This window comes from Mycoplasma sp. 3686h, assembly GCF_056781225.1.
In genome coordinates this window covers 861,785-883,575 of the sequence record NZ_CM165562.1, presented here as the reverse complement: position 1 = coordinate 883,575, position 21,791 = coordinate 861,785, and the positions used below count along the sequence as shown (strand labels likewise).

The following is a 21,791-nucleotide window of genomic DNA, read 5'->3' as shown; positions in this document are numbered from 1 at the left end:
AAATATTTAAATATAATTTAATTATGAATCTTTTTAAATTACACGCAAATTATAACCCAAGTGGAGATCAACCCAAAGCAATTAATGAAATTACCCAAGGAATAAAAGAAGGGTTAAAAGAACAAGTGCTTTTGGGGGTTACTGGTTCAGGAAAAACTTATACTATTGCTAATGTAATTAAAAATTTTAACAAACCAGTTTTAATTTTAAGTCACACTAAAACATTAGCTTCACAACTTTATAGTGAGCTTAAGACTTTCTTTCCTGAAAATGCTGTGGAATATTTTATTTCATATTTTGATTATTATCGTCCCGAAGCTTATATGGCTAAAACAGATACATATATTGAAAAAGATTCAAAGACTAATGAGCAAATTGAAATTTTGCGTTTAAGCACAATCAACTCGCTTTTAACTCGTAAAGATACTATTGTTGTAGCGTCAGTAAGTGCTATTTATGGTGCTTTAAATCCTGAGATTTATAAAGATTCTTTTTATCGTTTTTATGTCGGTCAACTAATTTCAATTAAAGAATTCATCTATCATTTAGTTCAAATTAAATATGAACGAAATGATTTTGAGCAAGTTCCTGGGAAATTTACAGTTAAAGGAGACCTTATCTTTGTTCGACCTGCCGATTCAGAAGAAAGCTGTGTTCGGATTTCGTTTTTTGGAGATGAGATCGAAGAAATATCATTAGTTGATCCATTAACCAAAAATGTACTCAAAAAAGTATCAATTTATACATTATCACCTGGGAATGCTTATGCTACTTCAAATTCAGTTTATGACACCATCATTCCATTAATCGAAAAAGAATTGCAAGAACAAATTAGTAATTTTACTGATCAAGGCAAAATTCTTGAAGCAACTCGCATTAGTCAGAGAGTTAAAAATGATATTGATGATATGCGTGAATTTGGAATGTGCAAAGGAATTGAAAATTATTCAATGTACCTTGACCAAAGAACTTTTGGACAACGTCCGTACACAATTTTAGACTACTTTCCAAAAGAATCACTCATGTTCATTGATGAATCACATATGTTTGTTCCACAATTACACACTATGTATTCGGGAGATCGCTCTAGAAAAGAAAGTTTGGTCAATTATGGTTTTAGATTACCGAGCGCTTTAGAAAATAGACCTTTACGCTTTGATGAATGAGAAAATAATTTTGATTTTCATAAAGTCTTTATTTCAGCAACTCCAGGCGATTATGAGTTAGATAAAACTCAAGGAGTGGTCACACGTTTATACGTTCGGCCAACCGGCCTTGTTGATCCAGAAATAATTATTAAACCGACAAAAAATCAAATGGAAGATATTTTTAACACTCTAATCAAACAGCGTGAAAATAATGACAAAACAATTATTTTAACACTAACCAAAAAATCTTCAGAGGAATTATCGCTATATTTATCCGAAAGAGGAATTAAAGCTGCTTATATTCACAGTGAATATAATACCTTTGAACGGAACGAAATTTTACGTAAATTAAGAAAAGGAATTTACGAAACGGTTATTGGAATTAATTTACTTAGAGAAGGAATTGACCTTCCTGAAGTATCTAAAGTTATTGTTTTAGATGCTGATAAAGAAGGGTTTACTCGTAATTATCGTTCATTAATCCAAATTACCGGTCGTGCCGCTAGAAACAGTAAAGGTCAAGCCATTTTTTATGCAGATAAAATTACTAAAAGTATGCAAATTTGCATTGATGACAATAAAGAAAAAAGAGCAATGCAACTAGCTTATAATAAAGAACATAATATTGTTCCAAAAACCATTATCAAAGCAATACCCGAACCAATTCAAGGACATGATATCATGAATGCTGTTGAAGCCATTCTCCACAAAAAACAGAAGAAATCATCTTCAAGCAAAGTTGGCAAAAAAGACAAAGATGCAGTTATTAATGAGCTCAAAAAACAAATGAATCAAGCAGCTCAATCGCTTGATTATGAGAGAGCAATTGAATTAAGAGATCTTATTTTAGAACTTCAAACTCAAGATAAATAATATAAATTAAATAGATAACATGACATATACATATAAACAAATACAGGAAAATACAGATTTAATATTGATTCAAACTATTGATGTTGTTTCAATTTACAATGCTTTTCGTAAAATTTTACTTAAGCTTGAATTATCAGATAAAGAACTATATCATTATTTAACTTTTTCACTATTTAAGCGAAATGACACATTCACCGAAAACATTCAAAAATTTGTTGTTGCATTGGGTTATTTATTAGTCTCAAAAGCAAAAGACAATAAATTTGTTAAAATTAAAAATAATTTAACCAATTTGCACATTATTAGCTTTAATAATGTCTTAGCAAATGAGCAGATATCTCAGGATTTATATCAAGTCGCTAAAGAATTGTTTTCATTTATTAATTTAGACGGTACTGCTCGAGATTTGGTTTCACTTGTACAGGATTTTGATTTATTTACAAATAAGCAAATTTTAGAAATAGAAAAAATTACGTTAATTTTACATCCAGTTAATGGGTGTGATTTACCTAGCTAAGAGGAAAAATGTCGCAAAAAAATCAAATTATTATTAAAGGAGCACGAGAAAATAATCTTAAAAACATTTCTCTAACGCTCCCTAAAAATAAATTAATTGTTTTTACCGGATTAAGCGGTTCTGGGAAGAGCTCGCTTGCTTTTAACACAATTTATGAGGAAGGACGTCGCAGATATGTGGATAGCTTGAGTAGCTATGCACGTATGTTTTTGGGTGGAACTAAAAAACCTGATGTTGAATCAATTGAAGGATTAAATCCTTCAATTTCAATCGAGCAAAAAACAACTGTTAACAATCCTCGTTCAACTGTAGGAACAGTCACTGAAATATATGATTATTTTCGTCTTTTATTTGCACGAATCGGGAAGGCTTTTTGTCCAAATCATAATATAGAAATTACTTCACAAAGTTCAAAAGATATTATTAATTCAATTTATCAACAGCCACAAAATTCGCTATTAGTAATCTATTCTCCTTTGATTGAGGGTGAAAAAGGGACTCATCAAAATTTACTTGAAAAACTTAAAAAAGAAGGTTTTTTAAGAGTTAAGATCGATGGACAAATGTATTCACTTGAAGATACAATTTCTCTAGATAAAAATGTTCGTCACGTAATTGATTTAGTTATTGATAGAGTCAGTTTAAAAGAAGAAAACAGAAATAGAATTGCTGAAGCAGTAGATATTGCTTGCGATCGTTCAGGTGGAATTGTTAAGGTTGAAAATATCGAAACGCAAGAAACTTTAATTTTTTCAAAAAACCATGCATGTATTTACAAAGATTTTAGTATTTCAAAAATAGAAACTAGACTTTTTTCCTTCAATTCTCCGTATGGAATGTGTCAAAATTGTAAAGGAATCGGAGTTGAATTTAAAGCAGATTGAAACGCTTTAGTCCCTGAACCTTGAAGAAGTATTTCTTTAGGCGGAATTAAATATTTTGAAAATACAGTTAATACACTCAATTTAGAATGACAAGAATTTGAAGTTTTATTAAATCATTACGGAATTGATAAAGATACTCCGATTGATGAAATTCCAGATAATTTGCTTAGATATGTAAAATACGGTTCTGATGAAATCATTGAATTCGATCTCACTTCAAGTGGCGGAACTCATCGTAGATATAAAAAGAAAATTCTTGGAATTTTAGATAAAGTTGAGCAATTTTATTACAACACAAGCAGTGATGCAATTAGGGATTGACTTAAAAGATACATGGGTTCATTTGAGTGTCATATTTGTAAAGGGTCTCGTTTAAATCCTGATGCTCTTTCAGTTAAATTAGGGAATAAGAATATTTATCAATTTACTCAAATGTCAATTGAGGAAACTTTAGATTTTATCGAAAAACTTAAAGACACATTTAATGAGAACGAACAACAAATTTCCAAAATTATTATTAAAGAAATTATTGATCGATTAACTTTTTTAAAAAATGTTGGATTAGAATATTTAACCCTAAATCGAAACGCTGAAACTCTTTCAGGAGGCGAATCACAAAGAATTCGTTTAGCAACTCAAATCGGTTCAAATTTAACTGGAGTTTTATATGTTTTAGACGAACCTTCAATTGGTCTTCACCAAAAAGATAATTTAAAATTAATCGAAACCTTGCGAAAAATGGTTGATTTAGGAAACACATTAATTGTAGTTGAGCATGATGAAGAAACAATTTTAGAATCAGATCACATTGTTGATATTGGTCCAGCTGCTGGGGATAATGGTGGTGAAGTTGTTGCTTCAGGTGATTTGGAAACAATTATTAACAATAAAAATTCAATTACTGGGAAATACCTTTCAGGTGAATGAAAAATTGAAATTCCTAAATTTAGAAGAAGCGGAAATGGAAAAATAATCACAATTAATGGAGCTAAAGAGAATAATTTAAAAAACATTTCCGTGACCATTCCGCTTGGTAAATTAGTTGCTGTCACTGGTGTAAGTGGTTCTGGGAAAAGTACCTTAGTTAATGAAATATTAGTCCGTGGTATTCAATATTCTTTAGGATTAGCTGAAGGACATAATCATAAAAAAGCTCTATTTAGTTCGATTAAAGGGCTTGAAAATATTGACAAAATTGTTCCCGTATCGCAAAGCCCAATCGGAAGAACGCCACGCTCAAATCCTGCAACTTATACTGGGGTCTTTGATGATATTAGAGATATTTATGCAAGTGTCAAAGAATCGCAAATTCGAGGTTACTCAAAAGGAAGATTTAGTTTTAACGTGTCAGGAGGACGTTGTGATAAATGTTCTGGAGACGGATTTATTAAAATTGAAATGCATTTCCTCCCTGATGTTTATGTTGCTTGTGATGATTGTGATGGAAAAAGATATAATCGTGAAACTTTAGAAATTAAATATCGCAATAAAACGATTGCAGATGTTTTAGATATGACTGTTGATTATGCTTTGCAATTCTTTGAATCTAAAAACAAAATTGTCGAAAAACTACAAATTCTGCAAGATGTTGGTTTAGGTTATATTAAATTAGGGCAAATGTCAACTACTTTATCAGGTGGAGAAGCACAACGGGTAAAGTTAGCAACTTACTTACAGAAAAAACCAACTGGAAAAACATTATATGTTTTAGATGAACCAACCACAGGATTACACACTCATGATGTTAAAAAACTCATTAATATCCTTAATCGGATTGTTGATAATGGAGATTCAGTTTTGGTTATTGAACATAATTTAGATGTCATTAAGAGTGCTGATCATATTATTGATTTAGGACCTGATGGTGGAATTAAAGGTGGTAAAGTCATTGCCACTGGGACACCTGAACAAATTTGCTCTTCGAATATATCTTATACAGCAGAGTTCTTGCGTAAAATTATCAAAAATGCACATTAAAAGGTATAATTAAGATTAATAAAAAGGATAAAAATGCCAAAAAAAATGTACGCAAATGATATTATTACGTTTTTTGAGCTCAAAGTCATTAATAATGATACTGAATTAAATAATCAAGAAATCCTTTCTCCTGCAATTAAAAGAGTAGGTTTAGAATTAGCTGAAAATATTGGAAGTAATCGTTTAAAAAGTAACATTATTGCTTGAGGAACTAGTGAAAGTAAGTGGTTTGAGTTAGTTGGTTTAGAGCGGACTCAAAAATCATTGCACCATGTTTTTTCTTTTTTACCTCCGCTTATTATTTTATCTAAAGGAGTTAGTTTAAAAAATGTGCAATTAATTAAGGAAATTGCTTCTCAATACAAAGTGCCTGTTGTTCATAGTGATTTTTTATCTAGTTCATATCTAACCACAAGTATTGGAACTTATTTAAATAACCATTTTGCTGAAGTTGTTCAAGTGCATGGTTGTTTAATGATGATTGGAGGAACTGGAGTATTAATTGTTGGACCAAGTGGAAGCGGAAAAAGCGAAGCAGCTTTAGAATTAATTCAAAAAGGACACATTTTTATCTCTGATGATGCTGTTTTAATCAAGGATTTAGGAAATCGTTTCGTTGGACTTTCTCCTCGAATCACTAAAGATTTTCTTGAGATTAGAGGAGTTGGGTTAATTGATATCAAATATACATATGGAGTAAGAGCAGTTGCTTCGCAAACCCCAATTCATCTAGTGGTTGAATTGGTGAAAAAAGAAGAACAAAATAAACTTGATCGTTTAGGACTGGATTTTTTAAAATACCCAATTATGGGACGTTCGATTAAAAAAATCCAAATCCCCACAAAAGAAGGGGGTTCAGTTGCTTCACTGATTGAATCAGCTGTGAGTGCTTATTTAGCAAGACATGATGGATTAAATGCTATTGAAAAAATTGAAAAAAGGAGGTTAAGAGATGAATGATACAACTAACTTAGCAATACCAATCCAAGAAGGGACACCGGTAATTTTATTCAACATTGGATCATTTCCAGTGCGTGCTTATTCAGTTCTACTAATGATTGGGATTATTGCTTCTATTCTCACTGTTTTGTTCTTTTGGTTACGAGAAAACTATAAATTAGATATTTTAATGACTTTAATTATCATCATTGTACCTCTTTCAATTGTTGGAGCACGGCTAGGATATGTGTTTGAAGCACTTATTTACGATCCTAACCCATTCAAAGACTCTCATTGGTATGCCGCCTGGGACGGAGGACTTTCGATTCAAGGAGGAGTTATTCTTGGAGCAGCAAGTGGACTTATTTATGGTTGATACAAGCGTGATGTAGTTGATTTTCGTAAAATTTTAAGTTTTATTATTCCAACTATTTTAATTGGACAATTCATCGGTAGATGAGGAAACTTCACTAACCATGAAGTTTATGGAAAAATTGACTGAGATGGATCAGCTGTAAAAATCTGAGGAAGCGTGATTGCTGATAATATGTTTATTTCTGATAAATATTCAACCCAATTAGGTCTTAAAGGTGCTTATCGCTATCCATTATTCTTATATGAAGCTTTAGCCAATTTATTTGCTTATATTGTGATCGTTTGAGTCTTTAACTTATTTGGAATTTTTAAACCAGGAACCCATGCTGGAATGTACTTCCTTTGATACGGACTAGTCCGTTATAGTATGGAACCATTACGTCAAGAAACTTTTGCTTATTACTCAATTATTGCTTTATTATTTATCTTATTTGGAGCTTTTTGAATCATTTACTTTCAATTTATTTCAAAAGTTGAGTATGTGGTGACTAAAGTTAAATACAGATATGTTTACACATATAAAGATGAACTTAAATATCAACTTTATGTTTCGAAAACATCACCAAAAGCAGCATTAACTTGACTTAAAACAAAACTAACAACAAACGAAATTTAAAGGAATTTATGAAAAATACACAATACGATTTAATAATTATTGGTAGCGGACCAGCTGGTTTAAATGCAGCATTATATGCTTCAAGAGCTAACCTTAAAGTTGCTTTTATCGAAAAAGGAGCACCTGGTGGAAAACTTTCAGCAACTAGCAAAATTGAAAACTGGTTAGGAACTGAAATAGCTGAAGGATGAGAACTTGCAACCACATTTTTTGATCATGCAAAGAAATATGGTGCTGAATATATTTACGGAGAAGTAGAAAAAATTATTTCTCATTCAGATTTAGATAAAGAAGTAATTACTACCAAAGGAAAAAGTTATCGTTCAAAAACTGTATTAATTGCTACCGGAATGAAAAATAGAGTTCCAACCTTTATTGAAAATTGTGAGAACTTAATTAACCGCGGAGTAAGTTTTTGTGCTATTTGTGATGGACCACTTTACAAAAATCTTCCTTCAATTGTCCTTGGTGGAGGAAACTCAGCTGTTGAAGAATCAACTTATCTTTCAAAAATTGCTTCTCAAGTTTATTTAGTAGTTAAAGATGATTTCTTTAATGCTGAGAAAAAACTTGTTGAAGAAATGTTAAAAGTTCCAAATATTCAAGTTTTTATGAAATCACAAATTGTTTCGCTAATTGGTGAAAATAAGCTTGAAGGAGCTGTTGTTAAAAAAGATGATGGTTCATTAGTCACTTTACAAGTAAGCTCGTTTTTCCCATATATTGGACTAACTCCAGTTGCTGATTTTGCTAAAGATTTTGATATCTTTGATCAAAGAGGATTCATTATTACTGACGAAGAAATGCAAACATCAGTCAAAGGAATTTTTGCTGCTGGAGATATTCGCACTAAAGAAATTCGTCAGATTGTAACTGCAGCCTCAGATGGAGCTATAGCAGCCAAAAAGATTTCAGATTTAATTAATGCAAATTTATCTTAATTAAGAAAAACAAAAGTACATTTGCAACAAGCAAATGTACTTTTTCTACATACTCATAACAGGACCTTTTTCGTTACTTTTTGTTTCCTCTTCAACCTCCTCCTGTTTCTCTATTTTTTTAATTTGAGACATTAAATCCTCAATTCCTTCTATAAATTTTTTTCAGTAATAAACACGCTGACTATATTCAAGGTAAATACCATGGTTTTCCGTTGTAGATTCAACAATTTGACTTTGAACAAATATTTCGTCTGAATCTGAAAAATCCAAACTTATTAATTGTAAAGTAAACTCTCTTTTATTTTTAACAAAATTATCATTTAACATTAAAATTATATTTTTCGCATCTTTATAATCTATTAGTTCCAAAGAGTCAAAATCATCTTCATATATTAGATCAAACTGTTCTCTATCCATTACCATTACGTTCGAAGTGTCTACTCAATTTAATCTATTTTTAGAATCTTTTATTTGTACTTCAAAATCTTTTTTGGTTCTGTCATCTTTTGCCGATCTCATATTTAAGTAATAAACTTTATTTGATGAATAATAGACGACCAATGGACGGTTGTGAGGAAACTTTGAATTTCTATAATTGTTTTGCTCTTTAATGATTTACATACCACTCTTTGTGAACGAAAGAGAACGGACTTGTGCAGAAATAGGGTTATCTTTTCTTAGGAATTTTTTATACATATTTAAATTATATAAATTGAGCACGCAATTAAATGAAATTTGAATCAAAATTATTATCACTAAAACAATAATTGATAAAACCAAATTTAAGAATTTAAAATTTTTAATTTAGCCTGAATTAATACAAATATTTTTGATATTTTTTATAATTTTTTTCTTCATCTTCATTCATTTCTAAATCATATTCAAAATCATTATAATCACTGGGGCTGAAACTATTATCTAATTCATAATCAGAAATATTTGTATAACCATCATTTTGGATCATCACTCTTAGTTTAGATTCATAATCATCAGACAACTTTTTTTTATTTGTTAATCATTTGTAAAAATTTATGTCAGTTTGAAGATTATATTCATAAATTGTGTCAAAAAAATTATCAATATAATGTCACGAAATGCTAGGATTAAGATGATTTCGATGATTTTCACAATTAGAAAGAATTATTTCACTCTTAAGATATTTTTCTTGTGTATTTAATATTATTTTTTGCAATGTATGTTCATATTTATCTCTACTTAAAAATATATTATTTAAGATTGATATGATTTTTCTTGCATCAGAAAAAAATAGTTGGTTTATTTCTTTATATTCATTATTTTCATAAAGAACTTTAAATTCATCCTTAGTCATAGTGATTACATTAGAAGTATCTAATTTTCATTTTTGTCCCAAAAGATCAAGAATTAAAAAATTAAAATCAAATTTTTCTTGTCCTTTATCAACTAGTTGCATATTTAAAAAATAAACATCCTGAGTATAGTAAAAAATAACCAAAGGACAAGCAAAATATCAATTATTACTTTTGTTATTATTAGTTTTTTCTAAAATTTTAATCCCTTTTTTAGAAAAAACTATCGTTTTTAATCTTTTCTTAAAACTCTTGTTCTTTTTAAATAAAATTTTTCACACATTTTAAATTATAAACATTTAAAAAATAAAAGAAAGTTTATACATTTTTTGTATTTGAATAGTCAAATTTTCATCAAATAAAATAGGATATTTATTTACTAAAATGCTTTTAAATTGTGGATTTTAGTAGAATTTAAGTATGAAAATCAAAAAGTGAAAATGGTTATTTTTAACTACTCCATTAATAAGTGTAGTTAGTGTTGCATGCAATAATGTTCAAATGCAAAAACAAGAACGCAAATGAGGAGAAACATTTTTTGCTCAAAATTATAGCAATCGTTTATCTTATGTTGAAGAAGCAAATAATGCTCAATTTTTAGCTCCTTTTGAACCAAAAAATAAATCTAATACAATTTATCAATTAACTGTATATTCATTTGCTGATGGGAATAATGATGGAATTGGTGATTTTATCGGATTAAAGAATAATTTAGATTATTTTGTCAATTTAGGAATTAATACTCTTTATCTTTCACCAATTCATCCTGCTAGTTCATATCACGGTTATGACGTGATTGATTATTTAGGAGTTGCCCCTGAACTTGGGGGAGAGCAAGCTTTTAAAGATTTTTTAATTCAAGCACATAAAATGGGAATAAAAGTTGTTCTTGACTTAGTATTTAATCATACATCATACGAACATCCTTGGTTCCAAAAAGCTCTTCAAGGAGATAAAAAATACCAAGATTATTACTATTTCTTACCTGATAATGTTGATGAAAACACTCCAGGATTAGGGGTTGACAACAATGAACTAAGAGGTGTTTTTCAAAATTTAAAAAACAAGAACGCAACTAATAAAAAGTATGTAGCTGAATTTTGAGCAGGGATGCCAGATTTAAATTTAAACAATCCTGAGGTGATTAAAGAAATTGAATCAGTGCAAAAATACTGGTCAAAACTTGGAGTTGATGGATTTAGATACGATGCTTTTTATCACTTTTTTGATAGTAAAAATCCATTTAAAGATAAAAGTAATGGAAATAAAAAAATTAATAAAATTTTTGCTCAACTACGTAAATCGAGCGAACAAGCTTATGATGATCAACAAAAACGCTCAAATATCACTCCATTAATGTTTGGGGAATGATGAAAAACACCAGCTGAATCATTAAGTTATACAAATGCACAATTCATGGGATTAGATAGTGTAATTGATGGTTCGCATTGAAAATTCCAAAGCAATGTTGGAATTGATTATTTACAAGAAAAAGGAATCCTTGAGCAAATGGTACAAAACAAATCCACCTGAATGCCTTTTTTGGATAATCACGATGTTGAAAGATGAATTAATTCAGTTAGATTAGCAAATAATTTTACTCATAGAAACATTTTTAGCGATGATCCGTTAAATGAAAATGATATTTCTTTGATGCAATATGCCTTAACTAGTTTATTGTCTCGAGCTGGGAGTCCAATTTTATATGACGGAATAGAATTAAATATGCATGGAGGACCTAAATCTAAAGGTGATAATTTAGTTAGAGAAGCTTTTCCGTGAAAAGATAATCATAAACAAGTTAATTTCTATGAACAACGTTCAGGAGAATCAAGTAGTAAAATTTTCCTAAACCTTTCAAAAAATGAGCAAAAAATCGAAGATGCAATTAAGGATGCTAATTCAACTTATTCGCTTGTAGCTAAATTGAACAAAATTCGTAATGATTATGATTATGTCACCAGTCAAAATCCAAATAGTGTTGCAAATCCACAAGATTTAATTGTTCCTAAGACACTTAAAGGATTGATTGTTTCAAGTAATATGAGTTTACGCACCAATGGGCAAGGTGAGTATTTGTTGTATGTTTTTGATTGAAGTAAAAATAAATCAGAATTTAAATTAAAAGACAATGTATCTATCCAAGATATTTTACTTTCTAAAAATGTGATTGTTGATAAAGTAACAAAACAAGTTAAAACTAATGGAGTTGGGCCACTTTTAGTAATGAAACTAAAAGTGGTAGAATAGTCAAGGATTTAACCAGATAATGTGGAAAAATTTCCTTTTTACAAAGGGAATTTTTATAATTAAATTAGGACTAAAAACACATTTTTAAAGAAAGAGAGAAAAAATGCTTAAGAAAAAATTATTGCTTAAATCTACCTTATTACTTAGTGCATTAAGCGGAGTTGGTACACTAGCAATTTCTTGTGGTTATAACGGAAATTTAGGTAGAGCAACAACTAATTTTAATGACAGTAAAGAAATTATTATTGCTGTGGATGGTGCTCAACAAACTTTTTACAATAAAGTGATTGAATTGTTTAATAAATCACAAAGTTACAAAGAGGGTTATCGGATTAAACCAATTAGCAAATCAGTTTGAGATGCATTTGTAACCACTGTAGGAATTACTGATTCATCAGTTCCTGATATTTTTTATGCACCTCAAGATCGGGTGACTGAATTAGCAGTAAATAAATCAGTAGTTGAACTTGATAAGTTTGATTCACAACTACTTGATGAAGTTGCTCAAATAATTAAAGCTACGCCGGAAGAAAAAGAAAATCTTAAAGAATTTGGAAGAATTACTGGACTTACTCAAAAAGATGGTAAACCAGAATTAATTGGGAAACTTTTTGGACTTAGACATAATACTGAAGGAATTATTTTAGCTTCAACTAAAACTAAGGAAGAAGCCTTAAAAGATCTTAATAATCCAGATTTTGATAGCTTAGAAGAGTTAGTTAAAGCCGGAAAAGCTATTGTTCGTTTACAAGACTTTTGGTATGGAAATGGAATCTTTGGTGGATTGTTTAAACAATTACAAGAAAGCAAACCAGAACTTAAGGATGTTGATTTAATGGGACAATTTCTGTACGCAAAAGGTGCAAGTATTGTTTCAGGGTTTGAAAAAAAGAGTGAATATTATCAATACTTTAAACAAGGTGTGGATATTGCGGCTAGACTTTACTTTCCAGTTTACCAAGCAGCTTACTTATTAACTCCAAAGCAATTTAAAGATTCAGTATGAGCTAAACGAGGAATGTCACAAGAGGATCTTAAGGCTGTACTAATTAGCGATGTGAATCAGCTACAAAACAAGATTTTTGAGCTGATGAAAAATGGTTCAATTGAATATGCAGTTATTGTGACAGGTGATTTACAAGTTGCTGAAAGCGCTGGTGGTGCAAAAAGTTTCTTTAACATTAACAATACAATTGATGGGGTTGAGTACAGACAGGCATTAGGTGCTTGAAATTATTTAGTTAACTTAAGAAATGCTAATGCATCTCCTGGACGGAGAAGAGCAATTTCACAAGTTATTAAAACAATCTTTGAACCTGAAGCTAATTATGAATACTTTAAAGCTGATTCAAAAGTTGAATTCACAACAGCATCTCAAGCTGAAATTAAAGAAAAAGTGGTCGAAAGTTCAGCGACAACAGCTAAAAAATATAAAGAGTTTTATACAAGTCTAGGATATAACTCTCACGAAGATTTACTTAAAGCTCAATCTAAAAACTTAGAATTATTTAGCAATCTTAAAAAAACACCTTTTTATGAATGAGAAATTAGTAAAGCTGATAATCCATTAGATGATGCAAATTTACTTAAACCAGAATATTTTGTCGGTAGTGATGGAAAAATAAAATCTCTTGCTCAAGTTTCAGATACTGATTTAGATAAATTTGCAAAAACTCTTCACAATGAAATCGCACTTAAAAACGCATTAGCAACAATGTTTAGTAAAAAATTAAGTGAATTTAAATTCAGAGAATCTCAAAATTTAATTAAGGATAATATTATCAAACCAGACGTTTATGATAAATATCCACAATTAAAGGAAGGAGATGGATGAAGCTTAAGAAAAATTGAAAAATACATTTTTGGAGTGAATGGCGATAATAATAACGAAAAAACAGGACTTGTAAATAAAATTATTTCAGCCTTAGAAAATAATTCGCTTGAAAACTTATACAAAGAAGTCGAGGATAAAGCTCTTACATTTGTTAAAGATGTTGCTCTTAAACCTGCAAGTGACGAGCTAATTAAACAAGCTGCTAAATTGTATTTTAATCAATATGTTAACCAAGCTCTTTGAGAAAACTTTGTTTCACAAAAAGTTAAAGAGCAAGAAAAATCACTTCCTCAAGGAATAAGTATTGAGAAAATTTCAACTGAAGTTAATGAATTTCTTAAAACCTTAAGCTTTGATAAGTTACTTGAAGTACTTGCGTCAAAAACCCCAATTAAAGATGGTGGATTAGGACAAATTAAATTCCAAGAGAATCGAATTGACCATTCAAACCCTGTTTTAGGAAATGATATTTGAACCAATTGAAATCAACAAACTTTTGGAAATGTTACCTTTTTAGATAGTATTGCACATGAAAGTGGTAACAAAGACATACAATGATTCCAAAATAAAGTTATGGATCATCTTAGTGAAAGATGACAAGCCACAACAAGTTCACTTAATAATCAACCAGGAAGCTCAACAATAATTAATTTTGATAAGTAATTTGAAAAAGCGTCTCAAAATTAAGACGCTTTTTCTTGTTTTAGTAATAATAAGAAAAAAACTTCAATTTTATTGTTAAATTATGATTTGACTAGTCAAATCTAAGTGCAGAAAATTATGGAAAAATGTGGAAATAATTTCAATAAGTATACGATAAATTTATAATTTATATAGGTTATGAAAAATTTTAAGCGGAAAATAAGAGTGGAAAAAATTCCACTTAAAAAGAAACTGCGTTTTTTACTATTAGGAAAAAGACCTTTAGAGCGTAAATATGCTCCCAAAATTATTGAATATCTTTTTATTATTTTTGCTAATTTAATAATTTTTTTCAGCCTAGTATTATTACTTTATTCTTTATCCAAATATAGTTTTGATTTATCTTCAAAAAAGAACTTAGAATTGTTTATAAACGAACTCAAAACCTTTTCAGCTCGTTTATTGATGATTATCACAACCTTTTCATTGATTGTTAATCTATTCATGACAATACATTTGAGTTATATTTATTCAAAAACTGAAAAAGCTAAATTAATCAATATTTTGTGCATTTGCACTAATATTATTCCATTAATTCCTTTTTCAATTATTTTTGCAATCTGAGGATATATTAAAAATGAAATCGCATTTGAATAAAGAAGAAATGGAGAATGAATGTTCAAAAAGAAATTATTTAAATCAAGTTTGTTAGTAGGTTCACTTAGTATTGGATCGCTTGCTATAGGGTGTTCAACAGGATACGGTCAATCAACAAACGCAAGAGTAAATGACAGCAAGGAAATTATTGTCGCTGTAGATGGAGCACAAGAAAGTTTCTACAAGAAAGTTATTGAACTATTTAATAAAACCCAAAGTTACACAGATGGTTATCGAATTAAAACCATAAAGAAAAGTGTTTTCGATGCTTTGAATACCACAACAGGAATTACTGATGAGCAAGTTCCTGACATTTTTTACTCACCTCATGATAGAGTTACTGATTTAGCAGTTAGCAACTCAGTTGTTGATCTTAATAAATTTGATCCAAAACTTTTTGAAGAAGTTACACAAGAGCTTGGAGCAACTGAAGAAGAAAAAGCAGATATGCTTAAATTTGGTAGTGTAACTGGACTTGTTGGACCGGAAAATAATCCTGAAATTACCTCAAAACTGTTTGGGATTAGACACAATACTGAAGGAATTATTTTAGCTTCAACTAAACCTGAACAAGAAGCTATAAGAGAACTTAATAATCCAAATTCTGATAGCTTAGAAGAACTTGTAAAAGAAGGAAAAGCAATTATTCGTTTACAAGACTTTTGGTATGGAAACGGAATTTTAGGTGGGGTATTCAACAAACTACAAGAAGAAATACCCGAACTTAAAAATGAAAAAGTAGATTTAATGGATAAAATACTTTATCCAGAGAATGCTAAGATTTTATCTGGATATCAAAATATTCCAGAAAACAAATTTTATAAATATTTTAAACAAGCAGTAGATGTAGCGACAAGACTTTACTTCCCAGTTTATCAAGGTGCTTATTTATTAAATGAAGCTGAATATAAGCAAACTAACTGGTTCAAAAGAGGTATTTCACAAGATGATCTTAAAGCTGTTCTAACCAATCAAATGGATCAAGTTCAAAACAAAATCTTTGAGTTAATGAAACAAAGAAAACTTGAATATGCAATCATTGGTACTTGAGATTTACAAAATTCTCAAAATTCAGCCGAAACTCAAAGTTTCTTTAATGTAATCAATACAGTTGATGGAGAGGAATACAGACAAGCCTTAGGTGCTTGAAGCTTTTTGGTTAACCAAAGAAATAGCAATTCTTCACAAGGAAGAAAAAAAGCTATTTCTCAAATTATTAAAATCGCTCTATCACCCGAACCTAACTTTGAATACTTTAAGGCCGATTCTAAGGTACAATTTACTATTAAATCTCAAGACGATATTAAAAATAAAGTTAAAGAGAATACCGAATCAACTTCAAAACACTATAAAGATTTTTATACAAGATTAGGATACAAATCACACGATGAATTAATGAAAGTTTTTGCACCAATTCTTGAATTAGCTAATAGTGCAAACAAAACCCCATTCTATCAATGAGAAACTCCAACCCAAGACGAACCGCTTCATGCTTCGAACGTGCTTAAAGGTGAATTTTTCACTGGCGAAAAAGGTGCTATTAAAACATTTGCTGATTTTACTCCTGAATCATTAGAAACTCTTAAAACAAGTCTTAAAGATGAAGTAGCTTTAAGAAATGCTTTAGCAGCTATGTTTAGTAAAAAACTCAGTCAATTCTCATTCCAAGAAAAACCTTGATTAATTAAAGATGGCATTATCAAACCAGAACAATTTGAACAAAAAGCTGATTTAAAAGATGGCGATGGATGACACCTTAGAAAAATTGAAAAACTTATTTTTGGAGCTAATGGGGATAATAATGATGAAAAAGTGGATGTGGTAAACAAAGTTATTTCAGCCTTAGCAAATAATTCATTAGAAACTTTATACAAAGAAGTTGAAGACAATGCTCTTAAATTTATTAAAGAAGTAGCTATCACTCCTGCTAGTGACGATGTTATCAAGCAAGCAGCTAGATTGTACTTTAACGAATTTGTAAACCAAGCGATATGACAAAAATTTGTTAGTGAACAAGTTAAAGAAAAAGAAAAAACTCTTCCTAATGGAGCAACAGTTGCTCAAATTCAAACTGAAGTGAATAACTTCCTTAAAACTTTAAGTTTTGACAAGATTTTAGGTGTGCTTACTTCACATAAATCAATTAAAGATGGTGGAGTTGGAGAAATTAAATTCCAACCTAATCGGATTGATCATTCTAACCCAATTTTAACAGCTAGTTTATGACCTAATTGAAATGATCAAACATTTGGAAATGTACAATTCTTGCAAAATATAGCTAAAGAAAACACCACCAAAGACCTTGCATGATTCCAAACTAAAATTATGGAAAAATTAACCGAAAGATACGACGAAACTACAAAAACAATCAATAACCAACCAGGTAGCTCTACATTTATAAAATTTGATAAGAAATAATAATCTAAAACTAAAATTACATTTAGAAAAAAGAGACTTTTATATTCTGTTATCATTTTGTGCAATCATCACAATTTCCTTGATGTTTTGACTTTTATCAACCTTTGTTAATAATGATTTGAGCAAACTTCCTGCAAGTGAAGTAGATAATATAAAAGTCGCTAAGTTATTGTCTTACATTACCAATTCCTTAGTTATAGTCTTCTTTTGTGTTTATTCTTATTTTCTAAGACATAAAATCAAAGCAGGCTATATCTTTTTTATATTTTGGACCGTAATTTTTATTGGGATGGCCTTTGTACCGTTTCTGAGTAATTTTGATAAATTAAACACCATGCAAAAGATTTTTGGAAGCTTTAGCTCAATTTTTGCGATATTACTCAGCATTTTTATGCTGTGATACACCATTAAATTAATCATTAAACGAAAAGTTGCTCGTTATGAAATGATTCAAAACATTAAACATAAAAGGAGGTAAGCTTGGAACAATTAAAACTATATAACTGGTATAACAAAGAATTTGATCCAATTGTCCCACAAAGTGGACAAACGCTCAAAGCGTATAAGCATATTGCTAAAGTGAAAATTCAACGCATGTTCAGCTCACTTAAGTTTCAACAAAAAGTGGAACGAGATTTATTTTTACGTGCTCGCTCAAAACTTGAAACCAACTTAAAACGCGAATTATCCAGCCATCGAGTTGCTTATATTAATAAAGTTAAAGTTTTAAAAGAATCATATAAAAACTTAAACTTTACTGATACATATCAAGATTTTGTTAAGTTTGAACTTAACAAAATTATTGACAAGAAAAAAGAACTCAAAGCGTATGTTAAGGATTTCCAAAAATCACTTAAAGATACTGATGATAGTCCACAAGTTAAAGAGCAATTATTAAAACAACTACAAGCAGACACCAAAATTGAAGAAGAAAAGCTTTTTGAGAAATATCGCTTATTCAAACGAACTCTTAAAATTAAAGAACAAAAATACTTTAATCTTTCTACTCGTAATAAATCTGATATTGTAGCTCGTTTATTTGCTGAACATATTAGCGAGAAACGGGAATTTCTTCAAAAACAAAAAAGAAAATATTACAGAGAATTTTTAAATCAACAAGATGCTCTGAAAAAAGAATATAAAGCTCAAAGATACAATATTAAGCTTGACTATAAAAAGAGAATTTTACAAGCTGAATATGAGTATAATGAAAAATTTGAACTTAATCGACAAGCAATTTTAGCAAAGAAAGAACAATTCAATCAAGCGATAAATGAACATAAAAGTCAAATTATTGACCAAGAACAGCACAACATTGCTTTAATGCAAGAACACAAACAAACCGCTAGTGAGCAAATTGCTCAACTCAAAGCTCAATACCAACAAGAGCTTGCTAAAATGGAACGCTTTCTTGCTGATTCTCAGCAAAAAGATATCATTTATCTAACCAAAACCATTTTAGATCTTTCTCAACTCAATGAACAAAACCTAGATTCATATAAAGAACAATTTACTAATGAACAAAACATTATTTTCGGTGTGATTGAATCAAAAGTAAGAGGATTTATTAACAAGGGATATACTAAAAACATTATCAAATACTTTTACAAAGGACAATTCTTAATTAAAAAAGGTGAATTGTTAAAAAAACACACATATAATGGTCTGTTTGATATTGAATCAGGAAATGCTTATCAAACACTCTCAAGTGATTTAAACAAAACTCGACTTGAATTTTTACTGGAAGAGTGTCAAGCCGCTGGTCAAAAAGCAGTCATGAAAGCAAATAATTTACAAGCTCAAGAGCATGAAAAACTTAAAAAGCAAATCACTCAAGCGAAAGTAGATTATAAAAATGCTTTAAAAGTAATTAAAGAAAAGCTTGCAACTAAAGCAATTTCCAAACAAGCATATAAAAACTTGAAAATTGAAGCTAAAATTAATTATAAAGAAGCAATTAACCAGACTAAATTAAACAATGAAGTGTCACGGATTAAAAACACTTTATGAACCCTTTATTTCAGACGTAAAGCTGAAATGAAGATTGATAAAAAGATCTTTGAAAGCAAAATCAACGAAGCTCAAAAATCAATTCCAACCGAATGCATTAAGCACATTAGTATTTGAGCTTCAATTGTTGGATTTATTCTCCCTGGATTGTCAGAGTTAATCTGATTTAAGCAATATGCCAAAGGTGCAATTATGCTCGCCTTTTCAGTGCTATTTTACGCAGGATTTATCCCTTTTTCATTTGGAGCATACTGAGATAAAATTGGTGGAGTCCTTGGACTAATTGATTTAGGAGCTAATATTCGAAACGTAGAATTAGGAATCTTACCTGATGCTCGTTACTACCTTTTTGGTGGTGTAGTGTCAATTATTCTGCTCGTGTTTACGCTGATTTATTTTACCATTTCAGCAATTGGAGCACGGAGAGTAGCTATTGCACTTCAACACGGACTCAGACCAAGTAAATGATCATCAACTAAACGCTGACTTAACACTAGCGGTTTCCCTTGAATGATCTCATTATTTGGATGAGTGCTGATGCTTTTTGTGGTTGCAACCCCTGTTATTACTTCTATTTTAATTTCCTTTACTGACTTTGGATTCTTACATGATCCAGTAACCCAAAAAGTGTCATGAGTTGGATTGAAACAATGAGGATTATGATGAATTTTTAGAGAGAACCGTCTCATTACCTCACTTTATAGAGTTATTTCATGAACTATAGTGTGAAGTATCTTTTCAACACTATTACCGGTAGTATTAGGAATTGCAATTGCTATTTTAGTCAACAACAACCGTCTTAAAGGGAAAAAGATTTTCCGTTTAATTTACATTATTCCTTGAGCTATTCCAGTCTTTATTACTGTAACCTTCTTTAAAAACTCATTTGCCGGTGGGGATACAGGATATTTCAACGCTATATTCCTAAAACTCGGTCTAATCGAGCGACCAATCAATTGATTATTTGACAATGTGCTCAGAGTTAGAGTGTTGGTAATTCTTATTCAAACATGAATTTCATATGCATGAATCTTTATGCTAGTAACTGGTAATTTACAATCAATACCAAAAGATATTTATGAAGCTGGTTCAATTGATGGAGCCAAAGGTCGACACTTGTTCTGATTCTTAACCATTCCGCAATTACTGGCAATGATTGCACCAATGTTAATTGGACAATTTGTTGGTGCATTTAACAACTTTACAACAATCAGCTTGTTCACTGGTGGTGGTCCAGAATACTTAGATGCAACTGTATTTAAAGAAGGAACCACTGACATTATTATTTCTTGAGTATTTAAAATTGCTCAAGGAGCTATTAAAATTGAAAGTGATCAAGCGTTTGCCGCTGCTCTTACTACTCTTGCTTCATTGATGACTATTGCTGTCTCAGCAAGAGGATTTATTCGAACAATTACAAGGAGAGATTAAGCAATGACTGAATCAAGATTTTTTAAACCAATTCATACCAGCATTAATACTACTCCACGTAAGAAACCATTAAAAAGAATTAATTTCAATGAATCAGATACTAAAGCACCAACTCCAATGGAAATCTTGTTCTTATTTATTAACTATTTAGTACTTATTTTTTGAGCAATTATTATCTTATTTCCAGTATTTTCGCTCATTACCGCATCGTTTAACGTTAACAACCCAAGGATTATTGCTATTGTTCCATTTAAGTTTGGGCTTGATAATTTTAACTACTTATTCACTTCACCACGAAGCTTGTTTGGAACATGATATAAAAACACTCTTTTAATCGCTGGATTAACTATGATTTTTGCAACATCCGGAGTAGCATTAAATGCATACGCATATTCACGCTTTAAGTTTGCTGGTTCTAAATATTCACTGGCAATTATTATGCTCTTACAAATGATTCCAGCAACCTCATCGCTAATTACCTTATTTATAATTGTTAAAATGGGAACTGCACTTGGAGTTAATCCTGTGTACATGCTCATTGTTATTTACACAGGTGGAGCGATTTCATCCAACACTTTTATGCTTAAAAGTTATTTAGACACAGTTTCATCTGAATTAGATGATTCAGGAAAAGTGGATGGATGTACAAATTGAGGATTGTTCTTTAAAATTTTACTTCCAGTAATTAGACCTTCACTAATTATGGTGGCATTATGATCGTTCTTAATTCCGTTTACTGACGTTATCTTACCAAGATTTGTTCTTTTTGAAAATGAAACTAAAACACTAGCTGTTGGATTGCTCACTCTGATTGAAACTGAACCAAAACACGTTAACTTTGGAGCTTATTTAGCTGGTTCACTCCTTGCGTCAATTCCAGCGTTTGCACTATTTATGTACTTGCAAAAATTCATTGTTGGAGGACTTTCAGAAGGAGCTGTTAAAGGATAA

Annotated in this window: 15 protein-coding genes; 13 read left to right on the top strand and 2 right to left on the bottom strand. The window is 30.3% G+C overall.

What is annotated here, in order from left to right; all coding sequences use genetic code 4:
- The first annotated feature begins 23 nt into the window (after positions 1–23).
- From uvrB to AC1RP9_RS03500, 6 genes are read left to right on the top strand one after another with little or no spacing between them, the layout of a single operon-like run.
- Positions 24–2,021 (top strand): excinuclease ABC subunit UvrB, encoded by a 1,998-nt coding sequence (gene uvrB, locus AC1RP9_RS03525; protein WP_481822222.1) that lies wholly within the window; start codon positions 24–26, stop codon positions 2,019–2,021.
- 19 nt (positions 2,022–2,040) lie between these two features.
- A complete protein-coding gene (locus AC1RP9_RS03520; protein ID WP_481822220.1) occupies positions 2,041–2,538 on the top strand; it encodes a hypothetical protein in 498 nt (165 codons plus the stop codon).
- 8 nt (positions 2,539–2,546) lie between these two features.
- Entirely contained in the window at positions 2,547–5,399 is a 2,853-nt protein-coding gene (gene uvrA, locus AC1RP9_RS03515) for an excinuclease ABC subunit UvrA (RefSeq protein ID WP_481822218.1), read from the top strand.
- Positions 5,400–5,432: 33 nt separating this feature from the next.
- Positions 5,433–6,368 (top strand): HPr(Ser) kinase/phosphatase, encoded by a 936-nt coding sequence (gene hprK, locus AC1RP9_RS03510; protein ID WP_481822216.1) that lies wholly within the window; start codon positions 5,433–5,435, stop codon positions 6,366–6,368.
- Positions 6,352–7,329 carry a prolipoprotein diacylglyceryl transferase gene (gene lgt / locus AC1RP9_RS03505; protein WP_481822214.1) on the top strand — a complete coding sequence of 326 codons (978 nt, stop codon included), beginning with the start codon at positions 6,352–6,354 and terminating at the stop codon, positions 7,327–7,329. The genes hprK and lgt overlap by 17 nt, the downstream gene beginning before the upstream one ends.
- Positions 7,330–7,337: 8 nt before the next feature.
- Positions 7,338–8,270 carry an NAD(P)/FAD-dependent oxidoreductase gene (locus tag AC1RP9_RS03500; RefSeq protein WP_481822212.1) on the top strand — a complete coding sequence of 311 codons (933 nt, stop codon included), beginning with the start codon at positions 7,338–7,340 and terminating at the stop codon, positions 8,268–8,270.
- 45 nt (positions 8,271–8,315) lie between these two features.
- Here the strand turns inward: AC1RP9_RS03500 and AC1RP9_RS03495 are convergent, their stop codons facing one another.
- Positions 8,316–8,882: an Mbov_0400 family ICE element protein gene (locus AC1RP9_RS03495; protein WP_481822747.1), complete on the bottom strand. Its 567-nt coding sequence runs from the start codon at positions 8,880–8,882 to the stop codon at positions 8,316–8,318.
- Between the two features lie 202 nt (positions 8,883–9,084).
- A complete protein-coding gene (locus AC1RP9_RS03490) occupies positions 9,085–9,879 on the bottom strand; it encodes a hypothetical protein (protein WP_481822210.1) in 795 nt (264 codons plus the stop codon).
- 139 nt (positions 9,880–10,018) lie between these two features.
- On the opposite strand from AC1RP9_RS03490, the gene AC1RP9_RS03485 reads away from it, so the two are divergent.
- The 7 genes from AC1RP9_RS03485 (at position 10,019) to AC1RP9_RS03455 (ending at position 21,791) form a co-directional block, all read left to right on the top strand.
- A complete protein-coding gene (locus AC1RP9_RS03485) occupies positions 10,019–11,848 on the top strand; it encodes an alpha-amylase family glycosyl hydrolase (protein ID WP_481822208.1) in 1,830 nt (609 codons plus the stop codon).
- A 103-nt stretch (positions 11,849–11,951) separates the two neighbouring features.
- Complete coding sequence (locus tag AC1RP9_RS03480) at positions 11,952–14,345, top strand: hypothetical protein (protein WP_481822206.1); 2,394 nt, start codon at positions 11,952–11,954, stop codon at positions 14,343–14,345.
- 177 nt (positions 14,346–14,522) lie between these two features.
- Entirely contained in the window at positions 14,523–14,981 is a 459-nt protein-coding gene (locus tag AC1RP9_RS03475) for a hypothetical protein (RefSeq protein ID WP_481822204.1), read from the top strand.
- Positions 14,982–14,999: 18 nt separating this feature from the next.
- Positions 15,000–17,399, top strand: coding sequence for a hypothetical protein (locus tag AC1RP9_RS03470; protein ID WP_481822202.1), 2,400 nt, complete (start codon positions 15,000–15,002; stop codon positions 17,397–17,399).
- Between the two features lie 334 nt (positions 17,400–17,733).
- Positions 17,734–17,877: a hypothetical protein gene (locus AC1RP9_RS03465; RefSeq protein WP_481822200.1), complete on the top strand. Its 144-nt coding sequence runs from the start codon at positions 17,734–17,736 to the stop codon at positions 17,875–17,877.
- A gap of 2 nt (positions 17,878–17,879) precedes the next feature.
- Entirely contained in the window at positions 17,880–20,840 is a 2,961-nt protein-coding gene (locus AC1RP9_RS03460) for an ABC transporter permease subunit (RefSeq protein ID WP_481822198.1), read from the top strand.
- 3 nt (positions 20,841–20,843) lie between these two features.
- Complete coding sequence (locus AC1RP9_RS03455) at positions 20,844–21,791, top strand: sugar ABC transporter permease (RefSeq protein WP_481822196.1); 948 nt, start codon at positions 20,844–20,846, stop codon at positions 21,789–21,791.